Annotated in this window: 17 protein-coding genes; 8 read left to right on the plus strand and 9 right to left on the minus strand. The window is 53.5% G+C overall.

Annotated elements, in window-relative coordinates; translation table 11 throughout:
* The first annotated feature begins 814 nt into the window (after positions 1-814).
* Positions 815-1,240 (plus strand): DoxX family protein, encoded by a 426-nt coding sequence (locus KRAC_RS41345; protein WP_007917640.1) that lies wholly within the window; start codon positions 815-817, stop codon positions 1,238-1,240.
* A 552-nt stretch (positions 1,241-1,792) separates the two neighbouring features.
* Here KRAC_RS41345 and KRAC_RS41350 read toward each other — a convergent pair.
* Positions 1,793-2,023, minus strand: coding sequence for a hypothetical protein (locus KRAC_RS41350; protein WP_169461006.1), 231 nt, complete (start codon positions 2,021-2,023; stop codon positions 1,793-1,795).
* Positions 2,024-2,243: 220 nt separating this feature from the next.
* Here KRAC_RS41350 and KRAC_RS63535 point away from each other — a divergent pair, with 220 nt between their 5' ends.
* Together KRAC_RS63535 and KRAC_RS41360 are read left to right on the plus strand one after the other, a co-directional pair.
* Positions 2,244-2,873: a PadR family transcriptional regulator gene (locus KRAC_RS63535; RefSeq protein WP_007917646.1), complete on the plus strand. Its 630-nt coding sequence runs from the start codon at positions 2,244-2,246 to the stop codon at positions 2,871-2,873.
* Positions 2,874-2,904: 31 nt separating this feature from the next.
* Complete coding sequence (locus tag KRAC_RS41360; protein WP_007917648.1) at positions 2,905-4,497, plus strand: multicopper oxidase family protein; 1,593 nt, start codon at positions 2,905-2,907, stop codon at positions 4,495-4,497.
* Positions 4,498-4,868: 371 nt separating this feature from the next.
* On the opposite strand, the gene KRAC_RS41370 is transcribed toward KRAC_RS41360, so the two are convergent.
* The 5 genes from KRAC_RS41370 to KRAC_RS74025 form a co-directional block, all read right to left on the minus strand.
* Positions 4,869-6,083, minus strand: coding sequence for a hypothetical protein (locus KRAC_RS41370; protein WP_040445862.1), 1,215 nt, complete (start codon positions 6,081-6,083; stop codon positions 4,869-4,871).
* On the minus strand, positions 6,055-6,405 hold the full coding sequence (locus KRAC_RS41375) for a hypothetical protein (protein ID WP_007917652.1): 351 nt from the start codon (positions 6,403-6,405) through the stop codon (positions 6,055-6,057). Before KRAC_RS41375 ends, KRAC_RS41370 begins: the two co-directional genes overlap by 29 nt.
* A 99-nt stretch (positions 6,406-6,504) precedes the next feature.
* Positions 6,505-6,897 (minus strand): hypothetical protein, encoded by a 393-nt coding sequence (locus KRAC_RS77005; protein WP_007917653.1) that lies wholly within the window; start codon positions 6,895-6,897, stop codon positions 6,505-6,507.
* Between the two features lie 568 nt (positions 6,898-7,465).
* On the minus strand, positions 7,466-9,229 hold the full coding sequence (locus tag KRAC_RS41385) for a cholesterol oxidase substrate-binding domain-containing protein (protein ID WP_007917655.1): 1,764 nt from the start codon (positions 9,227-9,229) through the stop codon (positions 7,466-7,468).
* Positions 9,230-9,285: 56 nt separating this feature from the next.
* A complete protein-coding gene (locus KRAC_RS74025) occupies positions 9,286-9,438 on the minus strand; it encodes a transposase (RefSeq protein ID WP_169461007.1) in 153 nt (50 codons plus the stop codon).
* Between the two features lie 342 nt (positions 9,439-9,780).
* Here KRAC_RS74025 and KRAC_RS41390 point away from each other — a divergent pair, with 342 nt between their 5' ends.
* The 3 genes from KRAC_RS41390 to KRAC_RS41400 all read left to right on the plus strand — a co-directional run bounded on the left by KRAC_RS41390 (position 9,781) and on the right by KRAC_RS41400 (position 11,280).
* Complete coding sequence (locus KRAC_RS41390; protein ID WP_007917656.1) at positions 9,781-10,008, plus strand: hypothetical protein; 228 nt, start codon at positions 9,781-9,783, stop codon at positions 10,006-10,008.
* 75 nt (positions 10,009-10,083) lie between these two features.
* On the plus strand, positions 10,084-10,449 hold the full coding sequence (locus KRAC_RS41395; RefSeq protein WP_007917658.1) for a hypothetical protein: 366 nt from the start codon (positions 10,084-10,086) through the stop codon (positions 10,447-10,449).
* 456 nt (positions 10,450-10,905) lie between these two features.
* On the plus strand, positions 10,906-11,280 hold the full coding sequence (locus KRAC_RS41400; protein WP_007917660.1) for a nuclear transport factor 2 family protein: 375 nt from the start codon (positions 10,906-10,908) through the stop codon (positions 11,278-11,280).
* A 534-nt stretch (positions 11,281-11,814) separates the two neighbouring features.
* On the opposite strand, the gene KRAC_RS72455 is transcribed toward KRAC_RS41400, so the two are convergent.
* Together KRAC_RS72455 and KRAC_RS41405 are read right to left on the minus strand one after the other, a co-directional pair.
* Positions 11,815-11,982 carry a hypothetical protein gene (locus KRAC_RS72455; RefSeq protein WP_157506233.1) on the minus strand — a complete coding sequence of 56 codons (168 nt, stop codon included), beginning with the start codon at positions 11,980-11,982 and terminating at the stop codon, positions 11,815-11,817.
* 157 nt (positions 11,983-12,139) lie between these two features.
* A complete protein-coding gene (locus tag KRAC_RS41405; protein ID WP_007917663.1) occupies positions 12,140-13,408 on the minus strand; it encodes an MFS transporter in 1,269 nt (422 codons plus the stop codon).
* A 268-nt stretch (positions 13,409-13,676) separates the two neighbouring features.
* On the opposite strand from KRAC_RS41405, the gene KRAC_RS41410 reads away from it, so the two are divergent.
* Positions 13,677-15,239 carry a site-specific integrase gene (locus tag KRAC_RS41410; RefSeq protein WP_007917664.1) on the plus strand — a complete coding sequence of 521 codons (1,563 nt, stop codon included), beginning with the start codon at positions 13,677-13,679 and terminating at the stop codon, positions 15,237-15,239.
* Positions 15,196-15,543: a hypothetical protein gene (locus tag KRAC_RS72460; protein WP_007917666.1), complete on the plus strand. Its 348-nt coding sequence runs from the start codon at positions 15,196-15,198 to the stop codon at positions 15,541-15,543. The genes KRAC_RS41410 and KRAC_RS72460 overlap by 44 nt, the downstream gene beginning before the upstream one ends.
* Positions 15,544-16,459: 916 nt before the next feature.
* On the opposite strand, the gene KRAC_RS72465 is transcribed toward KRAC_RS72460, so the two are convergent.
* Positions 16,460-16,780, minus strand: a complete 321-nt coding sequence (locus KRAC_RS72465; RefSeq protein ID WP_157507658.1) for a hypothetical protein — start codon at positions 16,778-16,780, stop codon at positions 16,460-16,462.
* Positions 16,781-17,103 lie beyond the last annotated feature (323 nt).

Below are 17,103 nucleotides of genomic sequence, written 5' to 3' on the forward strand. Positions count from 1 at the left end.
AAGCATCAGGGTAACAAAGCACGTACGTATGCTTTCATGGATTAAAGGTAGTATAACATGCTTACTTGCTTTTTTGTATAAAAACGCAAGTTGCGCCTTACACAAGTTGTGACTCAATCTTCCATACACAGCAGACGCTCCTCCCACTCGAGGCCCGTCTTCATCCTTGAAAATATATACGATATGATATATATTATAGAGAGGAACATTCATCCCCTCCATGGCTTGTCAGTCAAAAAAGGTTCCCTTCTCTCTTGTACTCTTTCGCATTTCCTCTCCTTCACACAGCAAAACCGGATAAGATTTTCGCATCCAATCCCATTGGGCATGAACAGGCTTCCCATCTACCATGTTCGTTGGGATAAATCTAGTAATTACTGGGGCTTTTTTCTCCTGACACCCACCTCCATATTTCCTCCCCGTTTTCCTTCATGAACACTCTCGGTCCGTTTCTCTCTGCTCACAACACAATGTCCCTCTATGCTTGCAGGGAGTGATTGCAGAAGAGTGTAAGAGCAGAGGAAAATACTTTCCCGTTTCCTCGCCTCTGCTCATAGCATGGTCTTTCCCCGTTTTCAAGAATATCTTCGCGTCCCACACTCACCTGTCACCCCTCCTTCATCACCCCCCTTCAACCCACTCCACCTGCGCTTCTTCCCTGGATGCATACTCGCTTCGCGCACACGATGGCAACCGCTTTCGCCCAACTCACGACGAACGATTTCCGCTTTTGTCTCTGCCTCTGAGAATAACTCTGTAGAACCACTTGTTATTTGCAAGTAATAGGACTTCACCACAGAAGAAGGAGAACCGTATGAATGCCATCATCTCCCAGACCAACAGCAACCCTCTCACCCCTCGCCATGTCATCCGATCCTCAGCCCTCTGGACCCTACAAATCTTACTCGCCTTGCTCTTTGTCTTTGCTGGCAGCATGAAACTGCTCACCCCCATCGAGGTCATGAAGGCGCAAATGACCATCCCACTGCCCAACTGGTTCGTCTATTTTACCGGCATCGCCGAATGTGCTGGCGCTCTTGGCTTGATCCTGCCTGGACTTCTGCGCATCAAGCGTGCGCTGACACCCCTTGCCGCCTGCGGCTTGCTGATCATCATGATCGGGGCCACCACCCTTACCATCCTGGGTGGGGATCTCCTGCCAGCCCTGTTCCCCCTCGTCGTCGGCCTGCTCTGTGTCACCATCGCCGCCGCTCGCCGCTCATGGACCCAGGTTGCCTGAACAGCAACACGTGTCTCTCCCCTCAGAGCGCGTGCGTCGATAAGAACACCCTGGAGGCCGACGTGGGACACACCCAGGTCTGCGCCTCCTCCTCTCGCGTATACTGCTCCCAACCCCAAGAGATCCAATTCGTCCCCAGGATACCCAACAGGTGCCCACCACTGGATCTCGCACAGCTCCTCCGTCTCGATGGTGACATCATCTCGGCAATACACATGGTACTCCCCACATTTTCGCTTGAATGCCTCCACCGCTGCCCGAATCTCGCTCGCCGTCATGGGCAACGGCAGCATCTATCGCAAGCTCGGCGTGGGCCATCGAGCACCGCTATGGAATATGGCGAGGATCTCACGTGCATGGCTGCTAACCTCGCCACACCAGGGGAATGGCTGCAGCTGCTGCTGTTCATCACGAAGGTGGCAACTTGCTCGCCAGGGATATATAGCCCATGCGCGCTTTGTCCTCGACGCGGAGGTCACCTCCTTACGCCATGCAGTCCAGCTCTCCCATGCGTTGTACGAGCAAGCATATCAATATGCCGACAAATACCAATTAACCACGAGTGCGCTCGCCATGATCAGTTACTTGCAACCTCAAACAGGGGAGCAGGCCCTGATTCCCAACCTCCCAGAATTGCCCATCTGGATGGAAACAGAGCGGGGAGCCATCCTTGCTCCCCATCGTTCTGCGTGTGGGCTCTTCCTCTGGAGACCTGCCCACCAGGCGCTCACCTCCACCTTGCAGGTAGCAGTAGTGAATGGCGCTGGCATTCCTTTTTTGCATCTTGCATATAACGAACTGCAGCACCATTGGGGCTCTCTGCGCTTCATATCTGTCCATTTCATGCCTGCCAACCTAAGGAAGAGCAAGAGAGCCAGGGCATCATCTATTCCCGGGTCAGTATCGAGAAAGAATTGCCTTTGTTCCTCACTTGCTTTTTCTATATCGATTCGTTATACTGATGGCAGTAGTATCGAATCGATATAGAAAAGCAGGCAGAGCATTGGCAGAGAAGCAGAATCTACCAGAGAAAAGGGATGTTGGACGAGTCAGTGGTGGGCGTAGTCCTCACCCCGCTTATGAATTGTTTGTGGTGGGCGAACTCATGAATGGACCTCAACATGGCTATAAACTCCACGCGATTATACAGCGCATTTTGGGTCCATTTCATCGACTTAGCTGGGGGACACTCTATCCCCTTATTCGTCGACTTGAACAACAAGGTCTGATTGCGTCCGAGAGTGAACAAGACGATACTGCAGCTTCTCACGAGGGGCATAGGCAGACACGCAACCTCTATCATCTCACTGATGCTGGTCGGGACCGTTTCTTTGCCCTCATGCGTGACCCGGGCGAATATAGTCCGGACTATCCAGACCTGTTTGCGGTCAAGCTCTCCAAGTTCAGCCTGGTGGACTCTTCCCTACAACTTGCTGTGTTACAGCAGTATCGCGAGTACCTCCACGTTTTGCGCGAACATTACGCGCGTGGAAGCAGTATGGTGGTGTCCAACCCTGGAATTCATGACCAGGAGCGATCTTTCATCCTGCAGTTGGCCGACTACCACATTCACTCGTGTGATGCTACGTTAGCCTGGCTTGATACGAAGATTACCGATCTGATGGAACAGTAGAAGAAACCCGAGAGTTGAGAAATAAGATAGTATGAAGAAACAGCGAGAAACAGAACAACAGGAAAGCGTCATAGCGCCCCAGGAAGGGGAGCCAGTAGCGAAAAAGCAGACGCGAAAGAAAATAGTGAAGCGCATTCTTCTGGGTGTACTTTGTTTTCTGCTCGTAGCTGGTGGCAGTATTGGATGGGGCATGTGGTCTTCTCGCTACCCCGATAGGATCAATATGGGGACCGCCTGTAATATGAAAGAGATGAATATGAGCGATATGGGAAGCATGTGTCAGGCTGGGAACTCTGGTTCCGGTACACCCATAGACACGCTACAAGCACCACAGACGGCCGCTCATATCGATACATTCACTCTGACGGCTCAACCTGCTCACCTTTCCTTTGGTTTGGGCAATGCCAGCGACGCCTGGACCTTCAATGGCACCTCGCCCGGACCCACACTCCATGTGCGACGGGGAGACCTGGTGATTGTACATCTTGTCAACCGCCTCTCCTTTGGTGTCACCATCCATTGGCATGGCATTACCGTTCCCAACAGTGCAGATGGGGTCGCAGGCGTCACCCAAGACGCAGTCAAACCAGGACAGACCTATACCTATCGGTTTCTGGCGAAAGATGCCGGGACGTACTGGTATCACTCGCATCAGGAAAGCTTCGAGCAAACAGGCCATGGCCTTTATGGTATGGTCATTGTTGACCCAGCCATGCCGATAGCACATGATAATGTAGACACAGCACTTGCTCTCCATACCTGGAATAGCATTCCGACGCTCAATGGGGCCATGGGAACGGTGCATGTCTCGGCGCAGCCTGGTCAGTGGGTTCGCCTGCGCCTTGTCAATGCCGATAATTATCCCTATCACTTGACGCTGGTTGGAACGCCTTTCCTGGTTGCTGCGCTCGATGGGCACGATCTCAACGAGCCAACGCCGTTGACAGCGGTTCCCCTCTCAATTGATGGAGGGCAGCGCTATGACCTGCGCTTCCGTATGCCTGAGAGTGGTCCAGTCGCGCTGCTCATTGCCAAAGATGGTGACCGAGAGTATGCAAAGACACCTGCGGTGCTTGTTGGGCAGGGGCAATTTGTTTCCAGTGCTCTTCCCTCTCTCAACCAGAACGAGTTTAACTTTGCGACCTACGGGCAGCCGCGAACAGACCCCATTACCCTCCAGAGCCACTTTGATGCGACGTATTCGATCTCGCTTGGCTTCACGCTTGGCTTTTCCAATGCTCGGCCTGGGCCGGTCTTTACGTTGAATGGCAAATCCTTCCCTGATAGTCCTGAAATTGTGGTCAAGCTGGGGCAACTCATTCGACTCCATTTTGAGAATGATGCAGATAGCGGTATTCATCCAATGCATCTACATGGACATACCTTTACGATACTAACAAAGAATGGTCGGGGGCTGACCGGCAGTCCTGTACACCTCGATACCATTAGTGTGCGACCACATGAGAGCTATGATGTGGCTTTTTACGCGGATAATCCTGGGTTATGGATGTTGCATTGTCATAATCTGTATCATGCCAATCATGGCATGGACATGATGATCGTATATCCGAACATCTCTACTCCTTATACTATTGGCAATGCATCAGGAAATTTCCCCGATTAACGGATTAAAAATGGCCAAACTGATGCAGTCTCCATACATCTTGTGGATGTTAGTTCTCATCCTCTTGGAACTCGGAAAGCCGAAGCTCTCCGGGTCCCAAGGGCTTCACCCACAAAAGCTCACTCTCTGAAACAGCGCCAGAAACCTCTCACCCGAGCCAGTGCCGCACGATTATTACCACCACCTGGGCCGCCACTGCCTGCAACAACCCCAGGACATACCGGTCAATACGCTTTCGCTTCGATATATCAAGGCTCCTTCTACAAAACAATCTGATCACAGCATCGACACGACCACGATCTTCTTAGAAGAAGCCTACCCTATCCGCCTCTCTCTCCTCTACCGCAAACTCCTCCAATTTCGGGTGTGACTCAAGTTTTTGCAAAAGGCTTTGGACGGCAAGCCGGAGAACGCTTCCAGGGATGATGGGATGAAGGACGCGAGGTTCCAGCAATCATGGCAGGAGGCTCGGGAGGAAGGAGAGGAACATATGGGGGCACGGGCGCTGGCGTGAGCCGAGTTGGGTTGGGAAGCACTGAAGCCACCTCTTGTCGTTGCGTCGTGCGTTGACGGTGTTGAGAAAGCCGACGTCGACGCTGCTGACTTGCCGTCTGCCACGTTTCCAACCAGCGCTGATTGCACACGCCATTGCGTAAAGCGAGCATGGGATTCACATTGGCTCGCTTCCAGCGCATCCCTGTGCCCTTGAGGCGTGCTTCGACCACCACCTTGTTCGCGCTCTCCACCATCCCTGAGCCAATGGGCCAGCCAGCCTGCTGAAAGGTTGGATACTGCATCAAGGCCTGCCGCTTGCGCAAATATTCCAGATGCTCACGAACGGTGCCCTGTTGCGCTTCGTCCTTAGGCAAGCGCTCGGCCATGCGCAACAAGGGCGAGGGGCCGCGATGTTTGAGCACATGCAGACACCGTTCAAGCATGTGCTCCGGAAAGGTTCGCCCGCCCGCCCCAAGCCCTTCTACCAATTGGCTCAGGTGCTCAGCCGCATGGGGAAAATCCAGGATCCGCACTGCGTCCCCTCGATGAATATCGACCAGGGTTTGCAGCCACTCCGCTCCATCCATCACCGCACCCACCGCTTTGGCCTGGATCACGTGCCGGCGGCGCGTTTCGACTTCTGCCAACTCGGTAAAGTGGGCTGCATCCGTCAGGCGAGAGAAATATGAGAGCTCACCGACGTGGACTTTCTCAGGAGAGGTGGGGCCAGTGGGAACCTCCCCAATGGCCAAGGTGCGAACTTCTGCCCATTCGCCCCCGGTCAAAGGGACCATTGCTCCATCTGCACTGATCACCAGGCAAGAGTCGTTCTCTCGCCCATCGTCTTCTTCTTTCCACGGCTGGTGTGCTTCGGCGGTTTGTTGTTCCTCAACCTGGTGACCAACGTCTTCGCAGAGCCGTCGAGCCGTTTCGGGACTGACATGTACTGCGAGAAGCTCTCGGAGCATGCGACTCGCGTGCCGAAACGGCATCCAACTGCCTAACTGGAAGAGATGGCTTTGTTGACGAGGGGCCAAGGTACCAGGAAGTAAGGCCAATTCCTCATCGAGGGGGAAAAAAGCTCTCCCCACAGTGGGGGCACGTTCCATAGGTACGCAGCAGGGTCACGCTCTCTCCCCCATTGCCTTGTACGGTCCGTGCATGTTGGCCTCGTGCTTGCAGTGGTGCCTGACACCTGGAGCATCTTGGGGCTTCTTCCCCCATGTCCTTTCCCCATGCTCGGCTGCTGCTCTCCTGGGCTGCGTCCTGGAGCAGTTGTGCTTCTAACTGCATCATGCGTCGATGCACCTCATCTTCGATTTCCACAAACGTTGCTTTGGGGTGGGCTTTGCGCCATTCTTTGACATCTGTAAGGATCTTTTCGCTCTTGCTCAGCCATTCTTCGCACTGCATGGCTCCATCTTCCTGCTTCCTCTTGGTGATGCCACGATCTTACCTGCTTTCCTTGTTCCTGTCTATCCCTTTTGCAAAAACTTGAGTCACACCCCGCAATCACCGGACGCTTGACTTTTCCCCCAACATCAGGTATACTAGATCTATCGTTTGTACAGGACCACACCCACGTGGCCCTTTCTTTTTACCCTCATCCTCGCCAGCAGAGACCTCCCGCATTTCACCAATGCGCTCTGTTCGCTCCGAGAGCCGATATTCTCCTGGCCCCGTCGGAATAACCCACCTCAGCCCATCCTCTTCCTCACCGTCATCTGCCGCAGCATACCCCGGATCTCTCACCCCCAACAAGTCCAGCTCCACATCCAGCGCTCCCACCTCCACCCACTCACGGAAGACATGCACCCGCTGCCCTTTCCCCTGCACCTGGCCGCGCACCTCACGGACCCGCCAGGGGGAGAGCGAGATAACCCGCAAAAGACACTGAAAGCCCATATGTGGCTCAATTTTTGGGAGGAAACAAGATCGGCAATACCAGCGATTTTCTTCGCCACCAGGCTCGAAAGTGGGTGTCAGCCGCAGAGCGATCCATTTCCACCCTATGATGACCAATGATTTAGAAACTGTTCAAGACGCTGCATGCCAGTAAACGGGGAAATTAGTGGTATTTGAAATCGGTCCGACAGTCGCTAACGTGTTGCTGCTCTTGTCGCCCACCATAATACCATAATGATGTGGCCAGTTCTGAATGCCTTGCATTGTGTTGGTCTGGTCTCCGACAGTACAACCGCTGAGTTGTTGCGTCCCAAAATTGGCCAGCGCGCTATAGCTCCCATTCACTGTTGGGCGCTCGACAATACACTCCCCAGTCGCGCTATCAGAGAAGTAACTGGAGTCGTATATTGTATGCGAGTTGCGCCGTTTGATAATATTGTTCAGCTTTCACTTCATCGTTGAAATCCCATGAGAATCAGGCGTGGGGAGTCGTCACAGTATCTCTTGAGTTGCACGGTGTGAGAGCGGCCGCAGTGTAGCGTTTTGAGGAGGGCGGCCGCTACTCCGCTCAGGGCAGCAGGGTATCCAGAAAGGCATTAGCGAAGATGTGGTGGGGGTCGTAGGCATCCAGCGCCCCGATCGCCGCATCCCAATCGTCACCCACCATCTGTCCCACCCGGTAGGCGTTGGGAATTGTGCTGGTCAACACCGTGGGGTCGGCCCAGGTGGCGCTGTTAGTGTACGCCCAGCCTTTTGACCACTCGGGTCGGACTGCGGCATACGAACCGGTGTAGTTCCCGAAGATCCACGTCTCGAGGTCGCAGTAGAACTGGTCAGCCTGTGGAGTGCCTGGGATTGTGAGGACATCGAGCCACACCGCCACATTCCACTCCGGGTGATCAGGGCGTGGGCGCAGCGCCGAGAGTTGTGGCGAGCCAGCCGATGGGACCTCGACATCACCTGGAACGTCCAACCCGGTCACGCGGATCTCCATCGCCCCATTTACAGGATAGCTGCCCTGTGCCTGGTAGGCAGCGAGTCGCGACTGATAGTAGGCAGCGAATTCACTGACAACACGCTGGATGTTGCCGCGGTTCGTCAAGACCGCATAGCCATTCGCCGTCACGCGCAGCGTCGTGGGCCGTATGTATAGCAGCAGGTTCTTTGACCACCCCCAGATGTCCATCGTGTCGGTACTGACAAGACCTGCACTCACGATGGAATACTGGGTCTGCCCGAAGGTGGGCGTCACGGCTCCATTACCAGCCTCGATCTCTGAGATGAGATTGGAGGCGACCTTGGGGATAGTGTCAGAGAATACATAGTTGTACGGGCTATCGACCTCCCTCGCCGAGAGCGGCTTGGTGGGCGAGACCGTCCATACCTTCAGCCAGGGATTGCTCGTGAAGGGGAACCAGATGGTCTCGACCCGGCCGGCGCTCTCAACAAAGCTGGCGAAGGTCTGTGATCCACCGGAACCCGGTGCCGCGAAGAGCGTCGCCGCAGAGATGTCAACCCGGCTCTGGCACCGGAGGCGAGTATTGATGCCCACCTGCAACGTCACCTCAGTGACGAAAGTCCGGCCGATGTGGACCAGCAGCGCCCTGGTGGCGGGATCCGAGCGAGCGAAGGTTCGCAGAATGTACTGTCCGCTGCTCGGGTCCCACACTACGGCTGTAAGCGACACAATGAGGTTGCTGACGGACCCATACGTGTGCCCTGGAACCGGTGTCTCGCCTTGTGCGGGAATGGCAGTACCGTGCCCGTCGATCGCCAACACACCGCCGATCGTCAGGTCCCCTGGAGCCGGTGTGGCTGTCAGGCCGTACCCGGCTTGCTCCAGTGTGGCGAGCAGCACGTCCATTGTGACTCCGGCCTGGGCCACGACCGTGGCAGGCGACCCCGGGCCGTTAATGGTCACGGTCGTGAGGTGCTGAGTGGTGTCAACAAGGACGACATTGGCGGAGCTCGATCCGGCCGGGACGGTCAGCGGTGTCCAGGTGTGGCCCATGCCCCGTGGTCGAATGCGATAGCCGTTGGCCAGAGCCCAGTTGGCAACAGTCACTACATCGTCGGACGTCTGGGGAACGCAGGTCCAGACGTCGTCGACCATGATCTCGCCGGACCAGTTTTGGAACGCTTGTTTATACAGTGCGATTGAAGCCGGGAAGTTGGGCGGGGTCTGGGAGGCGGCGGCGGATGTGACGCCGAAGACTGGAGTCCAGCCGACCGCACCAAGGGCTGCTGCCCCAGCCAGGAACTGCCTTCGTGACAAGCTGTTGGTTCGCGCAAAGGAGCTATCCGGCTCCTGGCTTCCTTGATGACGCGTCATGGGTCCCTCCTCTATTGACATCTCCCCATGCCTAAAAGGGTAGGGGATTCTTGCCCTCACTTCTCGGCGCCCTCTTGAATAAGCACCTTTAATCGCTCATCGAGAGGAGACACAAGCACTTTGTGTCGATATTTGGGGCACCACACCACATGGTAGTGGCAATTGAAAACAATATGTGAGTTACTTTTATCTACTGTATCTACGCTCAAATTATCGCAGAAAATAGTAGTTCATACAATAGGTGAAGAGATTCCAACAGGGATAACATGGAGCGAGAGTTAGGGACTCAAGAAAAATTAACCGTCCCAGCATTCTGTGCTGACACACACTTGATATCCACAAACCATCCATCAGGTCTCACCACCACCTGTCTTTGCTATACGTTGCCATCGGGACGCTCTCGATTTCTCCCCTCCGCTCCTTGCACAGTTGAGCAATGATCATTGCTCAATCTGCACCACAAAAATCCCCTTCCCTTTCATAGACACTCACTATACTTTGATCAGTGCATCATGCATAACCTGTTTCCTTGAGTGAAAGAGAGGATACCCATGAAAAAGCTTGTGACGCTTGCCCTCTGTGGGGCTATCCTGCTTGGCGGCTTGAACTTCTGGGTCAGTGGCAACCACACAGCGGCAGCCACCGTTTCCCCTGCGGCCGTTCATGCCACTCCCATCACATTTGTCCCAAGCGGGGTGGTCCCAACTGCTGCCCGACAGGCAGCCAAGCCACCTACCAGGCTGAGCAGTTACATCCCTACTATCTATTGGCGCCCATGATTCCATCGCTTCACTCGGTACTCCGACCGTGAGAGGAGGGTCGCAATCAAAGCCATCACTCGCTTTCTCCTGCGCATGCTGCCATTTCTGAAAAAAGAGCTAGATCCAGAACGAGACAACCTGGAGGACGACCTGGAGCTGGCTGATCTGGATGTAACCATCCTGGATGATGGAATCACAGAGGACGAAATCACGCATGATGAGCACTTCGGGTTAACCCCGGATGAACTCAAGGACGATGCGCTGCCCATCACCTCCCCACCCACTTTTCAGGATAAATTCTACGGCCTGAGAAACTGGTTTATTCAAAGACGCCTGCGCGATCTAAAAATTATGCTTTTCCTCTATGATGCCAGTCGGGTGGATAGCACTCGTGAGTTTACCCTCACTGAAATCGCCAGCGGCCTCCACATGTCGGCAAACTCGATGTGTTGTATATAATTCGAGGTTAGCTCTTATGATGTGCGCGAGGCTCAGAACTCCGGCAGAATCACATCGTAGTGACTTTCTTCTGCTGACGTTCGTAGGGCCACCGCTGTGCTTGACGCCTGCTTATTACCCTAAAGATATGCTTATTATATCTTTAGCATCCTATGCAAGAAAGCTTGATTAGTCCTGGAGTGCTGTACAAGCGCGTTGGTGTGATATCTACTCCTGCTATTCCCCCCATGAGCAACGATTTTTATCCATGGTAGAGCGTGAAAGAGCGGGTCGCAAGGACTCGCTCTTTTTTTCGGACTCGTGTTCTCAGATATGCGTCAAACGGGACATCTTCTGGTTGAAAAGTATGCTATGAGCATGGGTTTCTTCTTTCTTTATTTCTTTACTTTGAGTATCTATGCTTGAGGAAGTGGACATACAGACAATTGTTGTTAGCCCGAATGAAAGGAGAGAGAAGTGAACCACTCCCTTGAGGAAATTGTGCATGCTGAGAAGCAGTTTCAACAGGCAATGGTGAACAATGATGTACAAGCCCTGGCACGCTTAATACATGATGATCTGGTGTTTATTGATGTCGAGGGAAATGTACAGGGAAAACGCGATGATATCGAAAGTCATGCATCTGGTGCTGTTGTTCAGACTGCCGTGGAGTTTGTCGAAGAACCAGTTATGCAATTATATGGAGAAAGTGCAATTGTTGCAGTAAAAGCTCATGTAAAGGTGCGATTACAGGGAAAACCTCTTGAGGCATTCTGCCGCTATCTGCGTGTATGGCTGTTTCAGGATGAGCGCTGGCAAATTATCTCGGGAACTGTACGTATCATCTCTTGATTACGACTCATATCATCTGTTTTATTCATAGCGAAGTGCTTCTGCTGGAAAAGTACCTCTTTGCTCAGCCGCATACACAGGCTTTTCTGGCAGATGAACTACAACACGGCTTTGACCGATAAACCGTCTGACTTATCATTGACCGATATCTTGTCCGGCTGGGACAAACTGGCTGGCAAACCACACGATGGGTGGCGCAGCGGAGCTTCCTGCCGAGAATATTGTGCCGTTGTTTTGGGAGAGAGGAGCAGGAGGAGCGTGATTGGTCCTAGTGAGCTAGACCAGGGCAGAAGCGTTGTTTTATACTCCTGCTATTCCCCCCGCGAGCAAAGAGTTTCATCCATGGTAGAGCGTGAAAGAGCGAGTCCTGGCGACCCGCTCTTTTTTTCGTAGGTCGCGGCGCCGACGAGCATGTTCCAGGCGTGTTTCGTGGGAAAAGGAAAGGAGCAGGTGGGAGAGCAGCAGCAGCGGAGTGTGGTGGGCGGTGTGAGCCAGGCGTAGAGAGAGGACGGCCTGTGATGGTGAGCAGTAGGGCTAAGACTGTTGCCTGGGGTGGGCCGCCTGGCGGAAGGCATCTCGCATCGCCTCATCCTGTTGGGATGGTGGTTCTTGCTGAAGCGGGAGGACCAGATTGCGAAGATCGGCCATCAATGAAGGTTGTCCTAAGAGCTGCTCTTTATCAATACGCCAGTGCTGAAGCATCGTGACGTGTATTTTGCGTCATTTGTTGAACTTAGTGCGAACTGTGACTGTTGGCCATGTCACAGTCGCGCGGATGGTTGCTTGGGTATGGAATCCGTTGGTACCAACGGATTCCATACATAAAGGAAAGTATCATTCATTCCCTTCACAAAGCGGGTCATTCATGTGCCTTCACGAAGAACATGGTGGCAGCGGCAAGGGCAGCGAAACATGCGAGGACTGCAAACAAAACAACATAACTGTTGTGCGTTTGTTCTAAAATGAGCCCCGCTACCAGGGGACCCAGGACCATGGGTAAAAAGATGCATGTATTCATCCACCCCAGATCCCGTGCAGCATCCTCTTGCGCTGGAAGAATTTGCGTCACGAGTGCCAGATCGCTACTCAAGAATATTGCCATGCTCAAACCAAACAGAATTGCAAGCAGAGGGATACCTGACCAGTTCCTTGTAAGCATAAAGAGAAGCAGAGTGACCATGACGGAGAGCGAACCGGCAATGACAAAAATTTTGCGTTTTTGTAGGTGATCTGAAAGCCATCCAGCCGCAAACGAGCCAATGAGCAAGCTCGCGGTAAACAAGAGAAAGAATATCTGTAAACCTGTGCTCAGTGGTTGGCCACTTGTTTGCGGATACTTGATATCGAGTAAGAAAAATGCTAAGTAATTTAAGGTTGTTGTGAATGACAGGAACAAGAAGAGCCGGGATATCCACGTTAGTACGAAGTCACGGGTGAGGCGCAAGCGTTTGCTCGTACGTTGTTGCTGAACATGATCGGGAGCGAGTTGTGCATGGTCTTGATGGAATGCCTTTTCCTGACAAGAGAACAGAAAGACGATAAGAAACATGATCGAGGCTTCCAGGAGCAATAGATAGGCGGAGGATAGATTTGTGTGCGCCCCCAATGCTTGCCCGAATACATTTCCCACCATAGGGGCCATGCCAGCCAATCCAGACGTGATGGCACGCCTGCGAATAGGGACCCCAGGTAGGAAGGCACTAAGCGCAGCCATGATAACCCCGACACCAAATTGAGATACAACAATTCCGGTGGTAAGTAAGCCAATGGTATGAGCCTGACTTGCGAGCAAGAGGCCAACCGAGAGAAATACGGAGCCAATGAGCATCCAGAGACGATAGTTTCGTGTGCCCCATGAAGAGCGATCAATCAGCATGCCAGTAAGAGGGTTCGCGAGGACATTTGCCAGCGCGCCGCAGGTGACGACGAGAGAAAATAAAAACGTTTGCTGTTGCGGAGCAATTTTTGTGATGTGCAGCGGCAGAAGAAACGTTATAATCGCCATGCTTGCTGTCCCCATGCTGATATTGGCGATGACATAGGTAACAATCCAGAGCCAGACATTCTGCAACGAATGTGATGCCGTTGTGGGCCGTGCTGTTTGCATTTGCGACAAGGGCGAATTCATAGGTAAATTCAATTCCTTTTTTATGGAAGATAAAATGCACTACTATTTTACCCCAAGGTTGCTTACTTTCTCTCAATTGCATGTTTTTCGATCTGAATAGGCCAGTTTTATGTCTGCAAGAGGGTAGTGTCAACTTGTACGTAGGAACAACCCTATTGATGAGGTAGAAAGTGCCTTCCGTGCATGTGACCATTTATTTAGCCGAAATGGAAGTTTCGAGCCTGACCGTTCAATCAAATAAAGACAAGGAAAAGAACGCTTTTCCCTCATGAATAAACAGTCCGAAGAGAACTCCTTTCACACCTCGTCGATACACAACATTCGGGATGGTATCCCACATGAAGCCATCCTGGATCGTGTGTTTCAAGATGGGGTTCGCCACCTGGCGTATGATCCATTTGCTCGTCTCGCATTAACGATTCACTACTACTGTGGAACGCGGGCGACGGAGACTCTGGACCTTCATCTTTTTTGCGTTCTGGAAGATCAAGATGGTCATGCCTACCTGTTGATTCCACGGGGCAAAGCCAAGCAGGAACGACCCTTCCCGATCATCGAATTGGGAATGGGGCGGCTTCTCGAATACATGGATGAGGTCATCAAACTCCGCCTGGCCCCAGATGGCACCTCGCGTACGCTGGGGCAAACGAATTTCCGGTACCTAGAAGATGACCCGGAGCGAGCCAGGGATTGGCAGTACCTGTTTGATCGCGTTCCCAGCCTACAGAACATCAAGCACCGAGGGCGCCTCTCGACGACTCGTGTGGCTCAGACGCTCCAGGAGGCGATATTGATTGCAGCAAAACGTGACCCCAGCGGCTTGTTTCAACCCGAAACGTATCAGCCAGCCTGTTCTCATCGGCGACAGAAAGGACAACGATGCCTCTACTTTGCGGCGCAAGAGGGGATTACTGCCTGCCCCCGTTGCCGTTCAACGCTTTCTGGGTATCTTGGCACACGCTGTCGCCACACACTGGAAGCCGATTTTGTCTGTGATGGAGTCGCGCAGCCTGGGGAACTCTTTTGCCCAAAGTGCGATAGCCCCCTCGCAGACTTCGTGCCAATTACAACACATATTTTCCGTCACAACAGCGTGAGCCGAGCTCATCGGGCAGGGGTCTCTGTGGCGCAGAACATGAGGCTCCATGGACATCAGACCTTGCCGATGCATCTGCGCTATCTTCATCTGCTCCTTGAAGATACCACCAATGAAGTTCGGCAGATCTTTGCAGAGAAGCGTCTGCGAGATGTGCGTCAAATCCTGGGATCGACCGGTGGGAAGATTGTTGAAGGTGGGATCGCTTACACGGTTTCATTAGAGCATTACCTGGGGATCACGCTGCAACGAGCACTCAAACGCCGGACCTACGGGATCTGGGGTGGTTTTTGGGCGGGCGCTCTGGCCCAACGAGGGATTGCCTCTCCTCTTTCTGTCGAGGACGAAATTGTGATTCCAGAGGATACGTATGAGCACACTGTCGCTCAATACTGGTACGAGGCCCTCGGCCTGGCCATCTCCGAAATCGCTTTTGAGCAGATCACGAAAAGGAAATGGCACGCGGAAGTCCCTCCATTTCTCGACCGGCACAAGATTGAGGACCTCGTTCAGTTTCATCTGCATCACGTCGCCGACTCCTTCAAAAGCGCTCTGGGCCAGCGCTTAATGGAAACGGATATTCTTGAGCAGCGTCGTTTTCTTGACGATCTGGCGGAAAAACTCCGGCCCTGGTGGGAGCACCTGGGGACCATTGACCAGCTCGTTGAGATGTTTGCACCAGGAGGGGGCCATGCGTTCCAAAAACAGTTACCGCCCACAGAACCAGCACCCTGATGGACTGGTCCAATCGCGCAAACAGGTGGCCGAGCAGCATTACCAACAAGTGCGCGTCACAGTCCAGGCCATGCTTCGACGTGGGATGAAACCACAGGAAATCACCGTTCCGGTTGTAGCGAAAGAAGCAGGAGTATCGGTGGCGACGATCTACCGGCGTGCCGATCTGTTCACCATTGTTCAGCGCGGGAATCCTGCGATTCAAAGGGAACCTCATAGCCACCAAGCCAAAGCGCGAGAAAACGCCGGTGGCGTCCATTTCCGCGCTCAATCACATCATACAGGAACATTGCGTGCTCGATAATCTCTGGTCCCCAGACGTAGACAGGGCTTTTTGAGCCAGGCTGAGAGGTGCGCCTGGGCGAGGAAAGCATTTTTTCGCTGATAAGTTGTGTGAGCCTACGTTTGGTGAAGTTAGGGCGTCCGGACTGCTCCAGGATGGCGAGGAGCCTAGTTTTTGTGATTCCTGCTTGTGGATCAACGTTCTTTTTTGGCATGGCTTGCCCTCCACTTGGTATAGCGCTCTATGAGCGTGAGCATGGCGACGATTGCACCGGGAAGTGCGAGAAGTACGGCGATGAACGGGTACATTCCCATGATGTCATTTATCCTCCCGAAATGATTGGGTATCTGTAGCTTCTTCTCCGGCGAGGCCAGGAAGAAGGATGTATATATGTGTTGAGAGTAGTGTAGCAAAGTTCATGTGCTGAGGTTCCCCAAATGAGATGGAAGCTGTAACGCACTGTCTTGCCGCAAGAAGAGTGAGTCCTTGTGACTTGCTCTTTTTTTGTGGGTTGGGGAGCAGGCGGGAAAGCGAGAGCGCGTCTGTTGTGGGAAAAGGAAGAGCGTATGGAAGAGCAGCCGTAGCAGCAGCTGAGTGCGTTGGGGAGTTTGAGCCAAGGGCCGAGAGAGGAACGGTATGCGGGGGCGATCTGCAGCCCTATGATACTTGCCTGTGGTGGGCAGCCGATCCGTGTACCGCTCCTCAGAAATGGCAAGGTGGAGATGGCGGGCGCTTTGGATGTGGTCTATGCCGGGTGCCTGGTGAGAGTGTGGGAGTGCAGAAGAGAGGGGTGGGTGGAGATGGGGAGGAGGGGAGTGAGAGGTGAGAAGAATGAAGGGGTGACAGGGAAAAGAGAGCAGTGGCACCCCCAGAGTGAGCGTGAAAATGCGCATATTCTTGCAATCGCAATTTTGTGCTTCTTCCACCAGCTCCTTTTTCATGAGCCAGGTCTATCTGGAAGAAGCGAGGTCTGGTTTGTTCTCTTGCCCAGGTCCTGATGGTGGCTCCAGGTGTCTTCCCTCTTGGATCGTGTGTGGCCGCGGCCGAGCCTGGCCCAGGGCCAGACACGGGCGCGCCGGTCTTGTGCTCCAAACGATCCCACACGTTCGCCGTTGCTACCGGCGCGCCCAGCAATGCTCTCTGCACTGGCATCAATGAGGATCGTTCTCGAGGCTTGTCCCTGCCGCTGCCAGCATGAAGGAGCGTGTGTTGGCCTGGGAGGCGCCAGGACGATGGATGGTGGTTTTCTTTTTCCCATGTTTTTCCCATGTTTGTTCTACGCAGCGCCTGCCCTCCACGTGTGCTGCTCCCGTGTTTTTCCTCCAACGTCGTGCCAAATTACGATTGCACAAAATTGCGTTTTTTGAGCACGAAAAGGGGGTGTTACACCCCTGTTTTGGTGCATTTTTGGGGAATGGTTGCGTTTCTTCCGATACCGGTGAGGGAGATCGTCAGGCATTGGCAGGTGAGAGGGTGTGGAGAATGGTCTGGGGATGAACGAGAGAGGTGGAGATGGCGACCTGGAGGAGAGCGAGGGCTTCCGCTCTCTCCTCTGGATGAGGAACCAGGCGGTAGCGCCCT

It is taken from the genome of Ktedonobacter racemifer DSM 44963 (assembly GCF_000178855.1).
Classification (GTDB): Bacteria; Chloroflexota; Ktedonobacteria; order Ktedonobacterales; family Ktedonobacteraceae; genus Ktedonobacter; species Ktedonobacter racemifer.